Raw genomic sequence first — 15,263 nt, forward strand, 5'->3', positions numbered from 1 at the left:
TATTCTGCGATAATCAAATAGTAATACCAAAAAAATACCCCAAAAATCATTGTCTAATATTGTCTAACAATGTAACTTTCGGTAAGATATAAGGAAAGATGTCCATTAAGGAGGACGCCATGCGCCAGATTCCCCTCTCCGAGGCAAAACCCGGGATGCTCCTGGCCCGATATATAATGAACGGCGCCGGCACGATACTTCTTGCCCCGGACGTCACCCTGACCGAGGAATACCTCCGCAAACTTACGGCGCTCGGCGTGAGCACCATCTTCGTAAAAGACCCCGACCATCCCGACATTCACACCCCCGAATACCTCTCCATCCAAACGCAGCAACGGGCGCTGGCCGTCCTCGACACCACCATGAAGCAGATCGCCCGCGGCGACACCTTCGCCCCCGACGCCGTCGACAGCGTCGCCTCCGACATCGTCGAAGACCTCCTCATGCAGAAGAACCTCACCATCCACCTGTCAGGCATCATGACCCACGACGACGACACCCTCGCCCACAGCCTCAACTGCTCCATCTACTCCGCCATCCTCGCCAGAATCGCCGGCTTCACCATCCCCCAGATCAAAGAAGTGGCCGCCGGCGCCCTCCTCCACGACGTCGGCAAAATGTTCATCGAAAAAATCATCCTCAACAAGCCCGGCCGGCTGACCGAAGAGGAATACGCGGTCGTTAAAGTCCACGCCGAACAAGGCTTCAAATCCCTCATCTCCAGGCGGGGAGAGCTTTCCAGCCTCGTCGCCCACATGGCCTGGCAACACCACGAAAGAGTCAACGGCCAGGGTTACCCCCGCCAGCTTCAAGGCTCCGAGATCCTGCCCTACGCCAAAATACTCGCCATCACCGACGTCTACGAAGCCATCACCGTCAACCGTCCCTACCGGCGTGCCATGGCCCCCGACGCCATCTACGACACCATCCACTCCGGCCTGGGCAACGAATTCGACGCCTACCTCGGCGAGCTTTTCCTCTCCAAGCTCGCCATCTACATCGCCGGCATGCGCGTAATGCTCAACACCGGAGAAACAGGCATCGTTGCCGCCGTCCCCGAGGAAACACCGCAGCGACCTGTCGTCCGCCTCATCGCCCACCCCGACGGCAGCCCCTACACCCCTGCCAGGGAAATCAGCCTCGCCGACCACCCTAAAATCCAGATCCTCGCCACAAAAACAACATAAAAGCGGCCCGCGCAATGCGGGCCGCTTCTCAATTATCCTATATCCTACAGCTTCAGCCGCGTCTTGATCCGGCTGATCGCCTCTTCCGTGGTCTCGCGGTTGCCAAACGCCGTGAGGCGGAAATAGCCCTCGCCCGACGGGCCGAAACCGCTGCCGGGCGTACCCACGATATTGGCCTCGCCGAGCAGCTTGTCGAAGAACGCCCACGAATCCAGGTTGTTCGGCGTCTTCAGCCAGATATAAGGCGCGTTCACGCCGCCGTAAGCCTCCAGGCCGGCGCTCTTCAAACCCTCGCGGATGATGGCCGCGTTCGTCATATAATAATCGACCGTCGCCTTCACCTGCTCCTTGCCGGCCGGCGAATATACAGCCTCGGCGCCCTTCTGCACGACGTACGGCACCCCGTTGAACTTCGTCGTCTGCCGCCGGTTCCACATCTTATTGAGCTGCTGGGCCTCGCCGGCCTTCGTGTACCCCATCACCGTCTTGGGCACCACGGTATACGCGCAGCGGGTGCCGGTGAAGCCGGCCGTCTTCGAGAACGACCTCAGCTCGATCGCAACCTCCTTGGCCCCCTCCACCTCGTAGATGCTGTGCGGCACCTCGGGCTCGCGGATATAAGCCTCATACGCGGAATCATAGATGATGACCGCCTTATTGGCCTTCGCCCAATCCACCCACTTCTTCAGTTCCGCCTTCGGCAGCGCGGTGCCGGTCGGATTGTTCGGCACGCACAGATAAACCATGTCCACCTTCACCGCAGGCAAAGCGGGCAGGAAACCGTTCTCGGCCGTGCACGGCAAATAAACGATGCCCTCGAACCGGCCGTCGCCGCCCAGTGCGCCCGTGCGCCCCGCCATAACGTTCGTGTCAAGGTAAACCGGGTAAACGGGGTCGGTGATCGCCACCGTATTGCCCACCCCGAAAATCTCCTGGATGTTGCCCACGTCGCTCTTCGCGCCGTCGCTCACGAACACCTCGTCAGTATCCAGCTTGATGCCGCGAGCGGCATAGTCGTTCTCGATGATCTTCTCGATCAGGAAGGAATAGCCCTGCTCAGGCCCATAGCCGCGGAAGCTCTCAGACTTAGCCATCTCGTCCACCGCCGCGTGCATCGCCTCGATAACGGCGGACGGCAGCGGCCGCGTCACATCGCCGATCCCCAGGCGGATAACGTTGGCCTCCGGGTTGGCGGCTTTAAAAGCGGCCACGCGCCGGCCGATCTCCGCGAACAGGTAGCTGCCAGGCAGCTTGAGATAATTCTCGTTAATCAAAGCCATCGAAAAATCCCCCCAAATTATTATCCTAAAAATATTATCTCGCTCATACTGTACGAAGGTGTCTAGAAAGCTCCAGATGCACGTCCTGATTACCCCGTAGCCAGTCGTGGATAATCGCTCGTGCAATGTGCAGGCCGCCCCGAGGACGCGCAGCGTACACGAACGTACGCTGGCAAGCGCCCGCAGGGGCAACACAGCAGATGGACTTTCTAGGCACCTTCCCTTTATATTCTAAGCAAGAACTCGCCGCGGAATACCTCCACCGCCGGGCCAGTCATAAACACCCGGTCATCCTCGGCCCACTCGATCGTCAGATCGCCGCCGTCGAGATGCACCTGCGCCGTCCGGTCGCAGCGCCCGCTCAAGGCCCCCGCCACCACCGTGGCGCACGTCCCCGTGCCGCAGGCCAGCGTCACGCCCGCGCCCCGCTCCCACACCCGCATCCTCAGTTCGCCGCGGCTAAGCACATTGGCGAACTCCACATTCGTCTTGCGGGGGAAAAGCGCGTCCGTCTCGATCTTCGGCCCCGTCACCGGCAGCTCGACCTTCCTCACATCCTCGTCGAGGAAAATAACGAAATGGGGGTTGCCCATATTCACGCCGATGCCGTAATACGTCCGGCCGTCGACCGTCACCGGCACATTCACCGCCCCGTCCTCGGCCGGTCCACTCATCGGAATCTCGCCGCGCTTGAAGCGCGGCTTGCCCATATCCACCCGCACCCCGCTCACCTTGCCGTCCGTGAACACCAGCTCCGGCCTGATCGGCCCCGCCAGCGTCTCCAGCGTCACCTTCGTCTTGTCGGTCAAGCCCTGCTCATACAAATACCGGGCGACGCAGCGGGTCGCGTTGCCGCACATCTCCGCCTCGCTGCCGTCCGAATTGATGATCTGCATCCGGAAATCGGCGCTGTCCGACGGCAGCACGAACACCAGACCGTCAGCCCCCACGCCGAAATGACGGTCGCACACCAGGCGACCGGCGGCGGCCAGATCCAGCCCCGCCACCTTCTCCTTAAACCCGTTCACGATCACGAAATCGTTGCCGGCGCCATGCCACTTAGAAAACTGCATAATATCCCTCCGTCAAAAACGAAATGCTTCTTATCTATATTATACCCGGCTGAAGGCGGAACGCACCGGCGGCCGCCGCCGCAAAAGCAGATGGCGCAGACCGCCGACCAGCGCCGTCCAGCCGGCCACGATCAGCACGATCGCCCACTCCTTAAGTCCCAGCGGCACTGTACCGAAAATCGCGTTCAGCGGCGGCAGATGGATCACCGCCGTCTGCATCAGCGCCGAACAGCAGGTCGCCAGCAGGAGATACTTATTGGTAAACACGCCGAGCTCGAAAATCGTCAGAATCTCCGACCGGCAGTCATAAACATGGAACAACTGGCAGAACACCAGCGTGGCGAACGCCATCGTCCGCGCCAGCGCCAGATCGCCCTTCGTCAGATAAACGCCCGCGAACACCAGCACCGTCGTAAGCCCGATCTGGACGCCGCGGAAAACGATCTTGCGCGCCAAACCGCGGGAAAAAACGCTCTCCGCCGGATTGCGCGGCGGCCGGTACATCGTATCCGGCGCCTTGGGGTCCACCCCCAGCGCCATCGCCGGCAACCCGTCGGTCACCAGATTCACCCACAGAATCTGCAGCGGCAGCAGCGGCAGCGGCAGCCCCGCCAGCGCGGCCAGGAACATCGTCAGCACCTCGCCGATATTGCACGCCAACAGATAACGGATAAACTTCCTGATATTGTCGTAAATGCCGCGGCCTTCCTCCACCGCCGCCACGATCGTCGCGAAATTGTCGTCAGCCAGCGTCATCGCCGACGCCTCCCGGGTCACGTCAGTGCCCGACAAGCCCATGGCCACGCCGATATCGGCCTCCTTCACCGCCGGGGCGTCGTTCACGCCGTCTCCCGTCATAGCGACGATATGGCCCTTATTCTTCAGCGCCTTCACGATCCTGAGCTTATGGGCCGGCGACACCCGCGCGTACACCGTCGTCCTGGCAGCGGCCGCCGCCAGCTCGCGCTCGCTCAGCGCATCCACCTCAGCCCCCGTCAACGCCTGCGACGAGCCGTCGCGGAACATCCTCAGCTCGCGGGCGATCGCCACCGCCGTATTCCGGTGGTCGCCGGTGATCATCACCGTCCCGATGCCGGCCTGGCGGCACAGGGCGATTGCCTCCTTCACCTCCGGGCGCGGCGGATCGATCATCCCCGCCAGCCCGGTGAAAACCAGCTCCCGTTCCGCCTCCTCGGCCACGTGCGCGGCCTCGGCCGGAGCCAGGCGGCGGTACGCCAGCGCCAGCACCCTCAGAGCCCCGTTCGTCATCGCCTCATTGGCGGCGGCGATGCTTGCGGCAAGCTCGGGCGTCAGCGGCCTTTCGACAGTTCCGTCGAACCAGTAACGGCACAACTCGAGCACAGTGTCAGGCGCGCCCTTCACATACAGCACCGCGCCTTCCGGCCCGCCGTAGGCCACCGCCATCCGGCGGCGCTCCGCCTCAAACGGAATCTCCGCAAGACGGCGCTCCCGCTTCTCGATATCGGCCCGCCAGACGCCCGCCTTGCCGGCGGCCACCACCAGCGCACCCTCGGTGGGGTCTCCCTCCACCGACCAGCCGCGGGCGCCCTTCTTGCGCCACAGTCCGGATATGCCTACACTGCCCTGCTTCAGCACGCTGTTGTTGCACAAACAGCCGACAGCCAGGCATTGCAGTAAACATTTATCCTTTTTGGCATCGAATTCCTGCTTGTCGAGGAAAAATTCGCCTTTGATTTCGAAGCCGGCCCCGCTCACCTCGTACGTTTTCCCGCCGCAGTAAACCTGCCGCACCGTCATCGCGTTCTGGGTCAGCGTCCCCGTCTTATCCGAGCAGATCACCGTCGTGCAGCCCAACGTCTCCACCGCCGGCAGCTTCCGCACGATTGCGTTTCGGCGGATCATCCGCTGCACCCCGAGCGCCAGCGCCACCGTCACGATCGCCGGCAGCCCCTCGGGGATGGCCGCCACCGCCAGGCTGATACCCGTCATGCACATCAATAGCAGCGGCTCGCCCCTGGCCACCCCGGTAGCCACCACCACCAGGCACACCCCCAGGCAGCCCCACACCAGCCACCGCCCCAGATGATCCAGCCGCCGCTGCAAAGGCGTCTCGTCTTCCGTCGCCGACTGGATAAGCGTCGCGATCTGTCCGACCTCGGTATTCATCCCCGTCCCGCACACGACCGCCGTCCCCCGGCCGCGGGTAACCACCGTCCCGGCGTACACCATATTCTTGCGGTCGCCCACCGTCACATTCTCGTCATACACCCGGTCGGCCAGCTTGCGCACCGGCAGCGACTCGCCCGTCAACGCCGACTCCTCGGCCTCCAGATTGGCAGTCTCCGCCAACCGGCCGTCGGCCGCCACCACGTCTCCCGGCTCCAGCAGCAGAATATCGCCAGGCACCAACTCGCGGGCCGGCACGTGCTGGATGCAGCCGTGGCGGACAACGCGGGCCGTCGGCGCCGTCAGTTTCCGCAAGGCGGACATCGACTGCTCAGCCCGGTGCTCCTGCACAAACCCCAGCACCGCGTTCAGCACCACGATCGCCAAAATCGTCACCGCGTCGGCATACTCGCCCAACAATCCGGAAATCAGCGTCGCCGCCAACAGCACCAACACCATGAAATCCTGGAACTGGGCCAGCAAACGCCGCCACCAGGCCGGCCGCTCCTTCTCCGCCACCTCGTTGTACCCGAACAGCTTCAACCTCGCCGCCGCCTCGGCGTTCGTCAGTCCCTCGCCGCTGTCGGTGCGCCAGTAGCTGATAGCGTCGTCCGCGCTTCTCGCATGCCACATCTCCACAGTTTTTCACCCCTTGTACGTGGCGGCCGTTGATAAACCCCCATCTGCGTCGTTATCCGCCAAGCGCTTGCTAGCGTACGGTCGTACGCGTCGCGGCACGCTTGGCAGAGCCGCCTTGCATCTGGGGGTTTCTGAACGGCCTTTCTCTAACCATGATATTCCAAAAAAGGAGCCGCTATGCCTATTTGACCCTGCGCAGCGGGCGGTGCTATACTGTATTGAGAAAACCTGGCAAGCGGAGGTTCCCATGAACATCGACGGCCTCTCCTTGCGGTCCCTGGTAGCCGAACTCGACAGACGGCTGGCCGGCGCCCGCATCGACAAAATATCCCAGCCCGATAAATTCCGCCTCGGCGTCTGGCTTCGCCAGCCGGGCGAAAACATCGCCCTCCTCCTGTCCGCCAGCCCCGAAAGCGCTGGCGCCTGGCTGCCGTCCGCGCTGCCAGAGAACCCGGCCGTACCGCCCGCCTTCTGCATGCTCCTCAGAAAGCACCTCGAAGACGGCCGGATCGCCTCCGTCGCCCAGCACGGCCTCGACCGCGTCGTCGCCATCGCCGTCGACACCCGCGGCGAAGGCGGCCTCATCGTCACCAAACAGCTTATCCTCGAAATAATGGGCAAACACAGCAACATCATCCTTGTCCAGGACGGCCTAGTCCTCGACGCCATTCGCCGCGTCGGCGCAAGCATCAGCCGCGTCCGCCATATCCTTCCCGGCCGCCCCTACCTCCTTCCCCCCGGCCAGCCCCGCGCCGACATCCTCGCCACGGAGCCGGCCGCCTTCGTCGCCGCCCTGCGCCGGGAACACGGCACCCTCGGTCTCGCCAAAGCCATCGTCGCCGCCGCCGAAGGCGTAGGCCCCGTCACCGCCAGGGAAATTGCCTGGCGCGCCGGCCTCCCCGCCGACCACCCCGTCGCCGCCCTCGACGGCGCCGACGCCGCCGCCCTCGACGAAGCCATCGCCAGCATCGCCGCCCCCCTCGCGGCCGGCGAAACTCAGCCCACCGTCGCGCTCAGCGCCGACGGCGGCAAACTTCTCGCCCTCGCCGCCTTCCGGCCCGAGCACCTCGCCGGCGATTTCCGCCCCTTCCCGACCATGGCCGCCGCCGTCGAATACGCCGCCAACTTTCAGGGCCAGCCCGCCAATCCCGAAAAAACCGTCCTCCAGAAACTCCTCGTCCAGGAAACGGCCCGCCTCGCCCGCAAGGAAGCCATCCTCGCCGCCGAGCTCGCCGCCGCCGACGAAGCCGATAAATACCGCGTCTACGGCGACCTCCTCATGGCCAACCTCCACACCGTCCCGGCCGGCGCCGCCCAGGTCATCCTCCCCAACCTCTACGACGAAGCCGCCGCTCCTCTCGCCATCCCCCTCGACCCGCTCCTCAGCCCGGTCGCCAACGCCAAACGTCACTACGTCAAATACAACAAAGCCAAACGGGCCCAGCAGAGCCTCGCCGCCCAGCTCGCCGAATGCCGCGCCGACCTCGCCTACCTCGACAGCGTTGCCGTATCCCTCGACCAGGCCGCCGTCCTCGACGAAATAAGCGAAGTCCGCCAGGAGCTCGTCCAGGGCGGCTACATCAAAGAAAAAAGCAAACGCCGCCCCGCGCCGCCCGCCGCCCCCCTAGCGGCCGCGGCCCCCGACGGCACACCCATCCTCATCGGCCGCAACAACCGCCAGAATGACCTCGTCACCTTCAAGCACGCCGGCCCCGACGACCTGTGGCTCCACACCAAAGACATCCCGGGCTCCCACGTCATCCTCAAAACCGCCGGCCGCGAACCCGCCCCCGAGGCCCTCGCCGCCGCCGCCATGCTCGCCGCCTACTACTCCAAGGCCCGCGCCTCGGCCACCGTCCCTGTCGACTATACCCGCCGCCGCCACGTCAAAAAACCGTCCGGCGCCAAACCCGGCTTCGTCATCTACGACCGCCAGAAAACCCTCTACGTCACCCCCGACGAACAAGCCGTCAAACAAATGCTCGTAAACAAAAAAGGCTAAGACATCGCATCGTCTTACCCTTTTCTCAACCGTTATTTTCTTTATGGTTTTATGATAAAATACTATTAGATCATATCGGATAAACGCTTGCCGACAAAGATGTCCAAAGCACCTTTTGGATATCTTTTTTGTTCCGCAAGCAATCGGAGGCGTTAAACATGCAAAACTACCGCTTTTACGAAATGGAAGAGCGGCACCTCGACAAAGTGCTGCAAATCTACACCCATTACGTTCTGAATACCACCGCGACATTTCATGCCCGTCCGCTGACCAAACAGGAAATGCGGAAAATCGTATTCTTCAGAAACGACAAATACCGGACCTTCGTGATATGCGACGAAAACGAGCTTTGCGGCTACGTCCTGATAACCCAGCACAAAAACCGGGAAGCCTATGACGGAACCGCCGAAATCACCGTCTACCTCAACCCGGACTTTATCGGCAAAGGCATCGGCAGCCTGGCGATCAAGCACGTCGAGGTTTACGCCCGTAAACAGCAACTGCATGTTCTCGTTGCCACAATATGCGGCGAAAACACGAACAGCATCAAGCTTTTTGAGCGAAACGGCTACTTCAAGTGCGCCCACTACAAAGAGGTGGGGCAAAAGTTCGGACAACTGCTCGACGTCGTCTCCTACCAAAAGATAATCGGCCGCTAGTCCTTCCCCGGCAACCGTCCGTAATAGCACTTCAGCGGGTTCGCGCCTACCCCGATCAGGCAATAGTTGCAGTTGATGCACCGCGACCCCGCCTGACGGCCGTCGCGCATCTTGGCCACGATATCAGGCTCGATCACTAACGGCCGGCACATCGATACATAGTCCGCCTGCCCGGCGGCGATAATCGCCTCGATCGCCTCCAGCCGCCGGATGCCGCCCACCACGATCACCGGGATACCCGCAGCCGCCCTGATCGCCGCCGCCGCGGCCACATTGTAGTTCTCCTGCTCGTCGTACGTCGTGAACATCCGCGGGATCAGCAGCGCCGCGATTTTCTTCTTCAGCCACGACGCCCCCCTGAGGGCCGGCGACAGCTCCACGATCGCCTCCACCGGCACCTTGGGCGACCTCACCACGCAAAACCAGTTATCGTTGCCGCACGACACCTCGATCGCGTCCACCGTCGCCTCGCGGCACAACTCCGCCAACCGCGCCGACTCCTCCAGCCGCATCCCGCCGTCGTCGAAATCGTATGCGCTCAGCTTCACCAGCAGCGGAAAATCGCCCACCGTCGCGCGCGCCCGGCTTACGATCTCCCTAACGACGCGGAACCTGTTGTCCGTCGACCCGCCCCAGCGGTCGCGCCGCCTGTTCAGCGCCGGCGACAGAAACTGCGCCAGCAGGTACCCGTGGGCCGCGTGCAGCTGCGCCCCGTCGAACCCGCTTCGCCAGGCGCGGATAATCCCCCGCACGAACGCACCCACGATCGCCTCGATCTCGCCCTCTGTCAGCTCCCGCGCCGTCGTTCCGGCTCCCTTGTAGCGGTGCCGCGACGGCGCTTTGGCCTCTTCGCCGGTCACCGCCGGCTCCGTCCGCCCCCCGCCGTGGGCGAGCTGCATGATAAGCGGAACCCCGTGCGGCCTCACCGCCTCCGTCACCTCCCGGTAAGCGGCCACATACGCGTCGTCGTCGATCATCAGCATATTCGGCCACGCCCGGCCGTCCCGGCTCACCCCCGCGTACCCGGTGATGATCGCCCCCACGCCTCCCTGCGCCAGCCGGATATACCGCTCCGCCAGCCGCGCGGGGAAATCCTCCCGGTCACCCAGCCCTTCGTGGGTCGCCGACCTTATTATCCTGTTCGCCGGCCTCATCCCGGCCAGCGCCGTCCTCTCGAAAACCGTCGCCATTTCGCAACACCTTCCCGCATATCACTCATTCCGAACATATCGTACTGGAAACCGCTTCCACCGTCAACCCCCCACCGGCAAAAAGCATCCCGACGCACAGCGCCGGGATGCTTTTTGCCGTAATCTTATCATCGGCCGTTACGGGCTACGTAGAAAACGCAGCCGTAAAGCCCGCCAGCCGCGGCGGCGTCCGCCCGTTACTCGGCGATCTCCTGCAAAACCACCTGCTCCGCACCGTCCGTATCGCTAAGCTGCACAGCCACAATCTCCTTGCGCGACGTCGGCACGTTCTTGCCCACGAAATCGGCGCGGATCGGCAACTCGCGGTGGCCGCGGTCCACCAGGACCGCCAACTGAATGACCCGCGGCCGGCCGATATCGGTCAGCGCCCCAAGCGCCGCCCGGACCGTCCGTCCGGTATACAGCACATCGTCCACCAGCACGATCTTCTTGTCGTTGATATCGAAGGGGATCTGCGTCTCGTGCACGATCGGCTGATAACCAAGCGTGGACAGATCGTCGCGGTACAGAGTAATGTCCAGCAGCCCCACCGGCAGCCGCGCGCCCTCGATCTTCTCGATCTCCACCGCCAGCCGCTTGGCCAGAGGCACGCCGCGCGTCCTTATCCCCACCAGCGTAAGATCCCTGCTGCCCTTATTTTTCTCGATGATTTCGTGGGCGATGCGGATCAGCGCCCGGTTGATGCCCTGGGCGTCCATCAGAACTGTTTTGTCGACAAGCTTAACCACGACAACTCCCCCTCTCGATTGCCCCCAAAATCCGTCCGCTTCCTGCTGCAAAGCGCCTTTCATCCGGGCAAACCCTAAATCTCCTTATCATCCCTTGCTTCTGCGCAGCTTCGCCAAAATCCCGTCCATATCCGCCGGCAGCGGCGCCGTGAAAACCATCTCCGCTCCGCTCGCCGGATGGCGGAAAGTCAGCTCGGCCGCGTGCAGCGCCTGCCCGTCAATCGGAAAGGGCGAACCCTTCGGCCCGTACTTCGGGTCACCCACCACCGGATGGCCGATATACGCCATATGTACCCTGATCTGGTGGGTCCGCCCCGTCTCCAGCTTGCACGCCACCAGCGTATACCCCGCGAACCGCTCCAGCACCCGAAACCGCGTCCTGGCCTCACGGCCGCGCTCGGCATCCACCGCCATCTTCTTGCGGTCGGTCCGGTGGCGGCCAATCGGAGCGTCGACCAGCCCCTCCTCCGCCTTCACATTGCCGTGAACCAGCGCCAGATACTTTCGGCCGGCCGTCCGGTCCTTTATCTGTCTGGCCAGACTGGCATGGGCGCGGTCGCTCTTTGCCGCCACCATCACCCCGGAGGTATCCTTATCGAGCCGGTGCACGATCCCTGGTCGAACCTCGCCGCCCACCCCCGACAAATCGTCGCAGCGGGCCAACAACGCGTTTACCAGCGTCCCACGCCAGTTGCCGGCCGCCGGATGAACCACCATCCCCCGCGGCTTGTTCACCACCACCACCTCGGCGTCCTCATACACCACGTCGAGCGGGATGGCCTCGGCCTCCACCGCCACCGGCTCGGGAGGCGGCACCGTCAGAGACACCGTCTCACCCGGCTGCACCTTGTGGTTGGCCTTGGCCGGCCGGCCCTGCACCGTCGCCAGCCCGTCGGCGATCAGCCGCTGGACGCGGGAACGCGACAGCTCCGGCGCCTGGCGGGCCAGGAACACATCAACGCGCTCCCCTCTATCGGCCTCAGTCGCCTCAAACAGGCGCGTCTCCCCCGTCATCCTCATCAGCCTTTCTTCCGGGCGGGAACAAAATCGAATACACGATCAGCGCCACCCCGACAACAATCGCTATATCGGCCACGTTAAACACCGGCCATACGCGAAAATCGAAAAAGTCCACCACATATCCCGTCTTCAGGCGGTCGATGGCGTTGCCGGCCGCCCCGCCCGTCTGCAGGGCCACGCCGAGCCGCAGCAAACCGTAGCCCGCCGGTATGCGGGGATACAAATACACGATAACGGCCAGCAGCAGCAAAGCCACCGCCACGAAAAACCACCGCTGGTGCTCGAGAATTCCGAACGCCGCCCCGGGATTCAGGACATAAGTAATGTGAAAAATGCCGGGAATCACCGGAACCGACGCACCCGGCGCCATATTCGCCTGCAAATAAGCCTTGGACACCTGATCGAGAGCAATCACCGCCAGGGCCAGTATAATGATCGGCACGCGCTATTCTCTCCTATCCTTCCACCTATCACAAAGCCTTCAGCAACAGCGCCGCCGAAGCCTCGTTCGTTGCCACCGGCACATTATGAACGTCGCACACCCTCAGCAGCGCCGTAATATCGGGCTCATGCGGCTGGGCCGTCAGCGGATCGCGGAGGAACACCACCGCATCCACCGCCCCGCAGGCGATCAGCGCCCCGATCTGTAAATCGCCGCCCATCGGGCCGGACAAATACGCCTTCACCGCCAGCCCCGTCTCCCCGGACACCAGACCGCCGGTCGTGGCCGTGGCGATCAGATTATAGCCCGCGAGCGACTCGCGGTGCGCCGCCACGAAGGCGAGCATCTCCTGCTTCTTACGGTCGTGCGCGATCAACGCAATCGTTTTCCTCATCCGTAAACCTCATTTATTTTTTCCCTGGCATATCCATAATACTCAATTTTAGCCACAACGTAAAGAAGCGTAGCTCCAGCTACGCTTCCGACACGACCCCTATTACTGGCCAGGGCTGATAGCCCCCACCGGACAGACCGCCGCGCAAGAGCCGCAATCAACACACTGGTCGCCGATGACGTATTGGGCGTCTCCCTCGGTAATCGCGCCTACCGGGCAGGTTGCCGCGCACGCGCCGCACTTGATGCACTCGCTGCTGATTACATACATGAGTACTATTCACCTCCTGAAACATCGCTGAAAATATTATACCAAATCAATGGAAAAAAAACCATGGACAAATACAAATCATTCCTTATGGGAAAAAAGCCGCTGCTCGATCTCGTTGCGGTAATAATAAACCAAACCACTCACCAGGAGCAGCAGCGTCGTAATCACGATCGCCCAACGGATTCCGCGGGTCAGGTGCTGCCCCAGGAACGAATACAGCACGATCGCCGGCGTCTGGCCGATACCCGTCGCCAGCACATACTGCTGCAGGCTTATCGCCGTAAGCCCAGCCCCGTAGCTTATCACCTTAAAAGGGACGACCGGCGTAAGCCTGGTCACGAACACCGCCATCACCCCGTGCCGCTTGAAAAACTGATCAGTCATATCGAGATACTTCGGACGCACGAACTTCTCCACCGCCGGCCGGCCATACCAACGGGCGATGCCGAAATCCAGCACAGCTCCGGCCAGCGCCCCGATCCACGAATAAAGCGCCCCGTACTCCCAACCGAAAATCCAGGCGTTCGTAATCGTCACCGCCAGCCCCGGCACCAGCGGCACCATCGACTGCACCGTCATCAGCGCGATCGACGTCAACGGCGCCCACACACCGTAAGCGAGAATAAACAGCCTCAGCCCCTCGAAATCGCGATGGTGGAGATAGCCGACACCCGTCGCCACAAACTCCCTCACCCCGGGCACGAAAAAATACGCCGCCACGGCGCCGGCCAAAACCGCTCCCTTCATAACATACAGGCTTCTGCACGTCGGCTCGGCCACGACACGCGCCCCCCGCTTCGCCTTCCGCTATATATTAGTCGCCGTCGGCCGATTCGTGCCGCCGGCACGCAAATAATCGCACCATACGCCGGTACGGACTACTTGCCGCGCCCCTTCCTGCCAGCCGGACCCTTAGCGTCCTTCGGCGCACTGCGCCGCTTCAGCCAGGTAGTCGCCCACAGCGCCACACAGCCGACCGCAAAACCAACCATCAGCAGCCACGGGATATTGACCCCTTCGCCGCCTTTTTCGCTAGACCACAACGCCAGCCCGCCGATTATCACCGTCGCGATACTGACGATAAAATTCCGCAAAACGACATTCACGCTATAAACTCCTTTTCCTTCACATCCTAAAATAGTTTATCCGCGCCAACCGTAAAATCCTGCCGGTCTTGCGCAAGAAATATGCAAGAAGAACCCGCCCGCCTCCACCATATTCCCCACGCCCTATCTTTCTACCAATCCGGTAGCCTTTGGCATATCCGGGCTAAACCTCCTCCCCCAGCGACGGAGCGCCTAGCCGGGCCGCCGGCAGGCGACGCAGCGCGTCTCCCAGGGTAACTCCTCCAACCGGTCGGCGTCGATCTCCCGGCCGCACCTCCCGCACACCCCGAACGCGCCCCCCGCAAGCCTCTCCAGCGCCGCCTCCACCTCCGCCAGCAACACACAGGCGTTTTCCCTCAGCACCGCGCGCTCGAAAACCGCCACGCCAGCATCCGCGGGGTGGGTAGCGCACACCGGCGGCCCGCCCGGTGAAACGCTTGCCGTATCGCCTATGCCTGCCTCCTCCATCCGGGCGATCGCCAACAGCAGCCGCTTCCTCGTATCCTCCAGATCCTCGCGAAAATGCGCCAGCATCTGCCGGTCCAAGCCAATCCCTCCTAGTGCAAAACCTTAGTCACATCCGCCACCCGCAAACGTTCCTTCGCCTCATCGTCGTTCTCCTCATTACTGTAGCCCAGACAAACGATCGCCACCGCCCTCAGTCGCGGCGGCGCCTCCACCAGTTCCTGCACCAGGCGCTCGTCGAACGCCCCCACCCAGCATGTCGCAAGCCCCAGCCCCGTCGCCGCCAGCAGCATATTCTGGGTCGCCGCCGCCGTATCCTGCAGACAGTAAAGCTGCGCGCCCCGCTCCCCGTAGCGCTCGTTCGACCGCGCCGGATCGGCCATCACCACCACCACCGTCGGCGCCTCCGCCACCTGGTGCTGCCCGTGGCACGCGTCCGCCAGCCGCCGCTTCAGACCGGAGTTCTGCACCACATAAAAATACCACGGCTGCAGATTACCGGCGCTCGGCGCCCAGCAAGCCGCCTCCAAAAGCCGCGTCAGCGTCGGCTCCGGCACCGGCACGCTCGTGAACTGCCGTACGGAATGAGCCTCGCGCATCGCATCGAAAACATCTTTTGTCACAAACATTCCTCCCAAT

The 15,263-nt window shown here is 62.8% G+C and carries 16 protein-coding genes; 3 read left to right on the plus strand and 13 right to left on the minus strand.

Annotated elements, in window-relative coordinates; all coding sequences use genetic code 11:
- Positions 1 to 119: 119 nt before the first annotated feature.
- Positions 120 to 1,187, plus strand: a complete 1,068-nt coding sequence (locus Q4T40_09725) for an HD-GYP domain-containing protein (GenBank protein MDT8901519.1) — start codon at positions 120 to 122, stop codon at positions 1,185 to 1,187.
- 44 nt (positions 1,188 to 1,231) lie between these two features.
- Here the strand turns inward: Q4T40_09725 and Q4T40_09730 are convergent, their stop codons facing one another.
- The 3 genes from Q4T40_09730 to Q4T40_09740 all read right to left on the minus strand — a co-directional run bounded on the left by Q4T40_09730 (position 1,232) and on the right by Q4T40_09740 (position 6,321).
- On the minus strand, positions 1,232 to 2,467 hold the full coding sequence (locus tag Q4T40_09730) for an LL-diaminopimelate aminotransferase (GenBank protein ID MDT8901520.1): 1,236 nt from the start codon (positions 2,465 to 2,467) through the stop codon (positions 1,232 to 1,234).
- A 224-nt stretch (positions 2,468 to 2,691) separates the two neighbouring features.
- Positions 2,692 to 3,540, minus strand: a complete 849-nt coding sequence (gene dapF, locus Q4T40_09735; GenBank protein MDT8901521.1) for a diaminopimelate epimerase — start codon at positions 3,538 to 3,540, stop codon at positions 2,692 to 2,694.
- A gap of 39 nt (positions 3,541 to 3,579) precedes the next feature.
- Positions 3,580 to 6,321: a cation-translocating P-type ATPase gene (locus Q4T40_09740; protein ID MDT8901522.1), complete on the minus strand. Its 2,742-nt coding sequence runs from the start codon at positions 6,319 to 6,321 to the stop codon at positions 3,580 to 3,582.
- Between the two features lie 253 nt (positions 6,322 to 6,574).
- On the opposite strand from Q4T40_09740, the gene Q4T40_09745 reads away from it, so the two are divergent.
- Together Q4T40_09745 and Q4T40_09750 are read left to right on the plus strand one after the other, a co-directional pair.
- Entirely contained in the window at positions 6,575 to 8,329 is a 1,755-nt protein-coding gene (locus Q4T40_09745; GenBank protein ID MDT8901523.1) for an NFACT RNA binding domain-containing protein, read from the plus strand.
- Between the two features lie 158 nt (positions 8,330 to 8,487).
- Complete coding sequence (locus tag Q4T40_09750) at positions 8,488 to 8,988, plus strand: GNAT family N-acetyltransferase (GenBank protein MDT8901524.1); 501 nt, start codon at positions 8,488 to 8,490, stop codon at positions 8,986 to 8,988.
- On the opposite strand, the gene Q4T40_09755 is transcribed toward Q4T40_09750, so the two are convergent.
- The 10 genes from Q4T40_09755 to Q4T40_09800 all read right to left on the minus strand — a co-directional run bounded on the left by Q4T40_09755 (position 8,985) and on the right by Q4T40_09800 (position 15,247).
- On the minus strand, positions 8,985 to 10,178 hold the full coding sequence (locus Q4T40_09755) for an NADH:flavin oxidoreductase (GenBank protein MDT8901525.1): 1,194 nt from the start codon (positions 10,176 to 10,178) through the stop codon (positions 8,985 to 8,987). The two genes, Q4T40_09750 and Q4T40_09755, sit on opposite strands and share 4 nt — an antisense overlap.
- A 197-nt stretch (positions 10,179 to 10,375) precedes the next feature.
- Complete coding sequence (pyrR, locus tag Q4T40_09760; GenBank protein MDT8901526.1) at positions 10,376 to 10,927, minus strand: bifunctional pyr operon transcriptional regulator/uracil phosphoribosyltransferase PyrR; 552 nt, start codon at positions 10,925 to 10,927, stop codon at positions 10,376 to 10,378.
- A gap of 87 nt (positions 10,928 to 11,014) precedes the next feature.
- Complete coding sequence (locus Q4T40_09765; GenBank protein ID MDT8901527.1) at positions 11,015 to 11,941, minus strand: RluA family pseudouridine synthase; 927 nt, start codon at positions 11,939 to 11,941, stop codon at positions 11,015 to 11,017.
- Entirely contained in the window at positions 11,916 to 12,389 is a 474-nt protein-coding gene (lspA, locus tag Q4T40_09770) for a signal peptidase II (protein MDT8901528.1), read from the minus strand. The genes Q4T40_09765 and lspA overlap by 26 nt, the downstream gene beginning before the upstream one ends.
- A 28-nt stretch (positions 12,390 to 12,417) precedes the next feature.
- Positions 12,418 to 12,783 (minus strand): methylglyoxal synthase, encoded by a 366-nt coding sequence (locus Q4T40_09775; protein ID MDT8901529.1) that lies wholly within the window; start codon positions 12,781 to 12,783, stop codon positions 12,418 to 12,420.
- Positions 12,784 to 12,885: 102 nt separating this feature from the next.
- On the minus strand, positions 12,886 to 13,053 hold the full coding sequence (locus tag Q4T40_09780) for a 4Fe-4S binding protein (protein ID MDT8901530.1): 168 nt from the start codon (positions 13,051 to 13,053) through the stop codon (positions 12,886 to 12,888).
- 78 nt (positions 13,054 to 13,131) lie between these two features.
- On the minus strand, positions 13,132 to 13,833 hold the full coding sequence (locus Q4T40_09785) for a TVP38/TMEM64 family protein (GenBank protein MDT8901531.1): 702 nt from the start codon (positions 13,831 to 13,833) through the stop codon (positions 13,132 to 13,134).
- A gap of 98 nt (positions 13,834 to 13,931) precedes the next feature.
- Positions 13,932 to 14,159 (minus strand): hypothetical protein, encoded by a 228-nt coding sequence (locus Q4T40_09790; protein MDT8901532.1) that lies wholly within the window; start codon positions 14,157 to 14,159, stop codon positions 13,932 to 13,934.
- Between the two features lie 192 nt (positions 14,160 to 14,351).
- Positions 14,352 to 14,705 (minus strand): TraR/DksA C4-type zinc finger protein, encoded by a 354-nt coding sequence (locus Q4T40_09795; GenBank protein MDT8901533.1) that lies wholly within the window; start codon positions 14,703 to 14,705, stop codon positions 14,352 to 14,354.
- Positions 14,706 to 14,716: 11 nt separating this feature from the next.
- Positions 14,717 to 15,247 (minus strand): nitroreductase family protein, encoded by a 531-nt coding sequence (locus tag Q4T40_09800; protein MDT8901534.1) that lies wholly within the window; start codon positions 15,245 to 15,247, stop codon positions 14,717 to 14,719.
- Between the last annotated feature and the right edge of the window lie 16 nt (positions 15,248 to 15,263).

This window comes from Selenomonadales bacterium 4137-cl (genome assembly GCA_032334055.1).
GTDB lineage: Bacteria > Bacillota > Negativicutes > Sporomusales > UBA7701 > Anaeroselena > Anaeroselena agilis.

Bases quoted from the DNA above. Each gene is read 5' to 3' on its own strand.
- Q4T40_09740 (MDT8901522.1), bottom strand. From the start codon at position 6,321: ATGTGGCATGCGAGAAGCGCGGACGACGCTATCAGCTACTGGCGCACC.
- Q4T40_09725 (MDT8901519.1), top strand. From the start codon at position 120: ATGCGCCAGATTCCCCTCTCCGAGGCAAAACCCGGGATGCTCCTGGCC.
- Q4T40_09745 (MDT8901523.1), top strand. From the start codon at position 6,575: ATGAACATCGACGGCCTCTCCTTGCGGTCCCTGGTAGCCGAACTCGAC.
- dapF (MDT8901521.1), bottom strand. From the start codon at position 3,540: ATGCAGTTTTCTAAGTGGCATGGCGCCGGCAACGATTTCGTGATCGTG.
- Q4T40_09775 (MDT8901529.1), bottom strand. From the start codon at position 12,783: ATGAGGAAAACGATTGCGTTGATCGCGCACGACCGTAAGAAGCAGGAG.
- Q4T40_09765 (MDT8901527.1), bottom strand. From the start codon at position 11,941: ATGACGGGGGAGACGCGCCTGTTTGAGGCGACTGAGGCCGATAGAGGG.
- Q4T40_09780 (MDT8901530.1), bottom strand. From the start codon at position 13,053: ATGTATGTAATCAGCAGCGAGTGCATCAAGTGCGGCGCGTGCGCGGCA.
- Q4T40_09750 (MDT8901524.1), top strand. From the start codon at position 8,488: ATGCAAAACTACCGCTTTTACGAAATGGAAGAGCGGCACCTCGACAAA.
- Q4T40_09730 (MDT8901520.1), bottom strand. From the start codon at position 2,467: ATGGCTTTGATTAACGAGAATTATCTCAAGCTGCCTGGCAGCTACCTG.
- Q4T40_09755 (MDT8901525.1), bottom strand. From the start codon at position 10,178: ATGGCGACGGTTTTCGAGAGGACGGCGCTGGCCGGGATGAGGCCGGCG.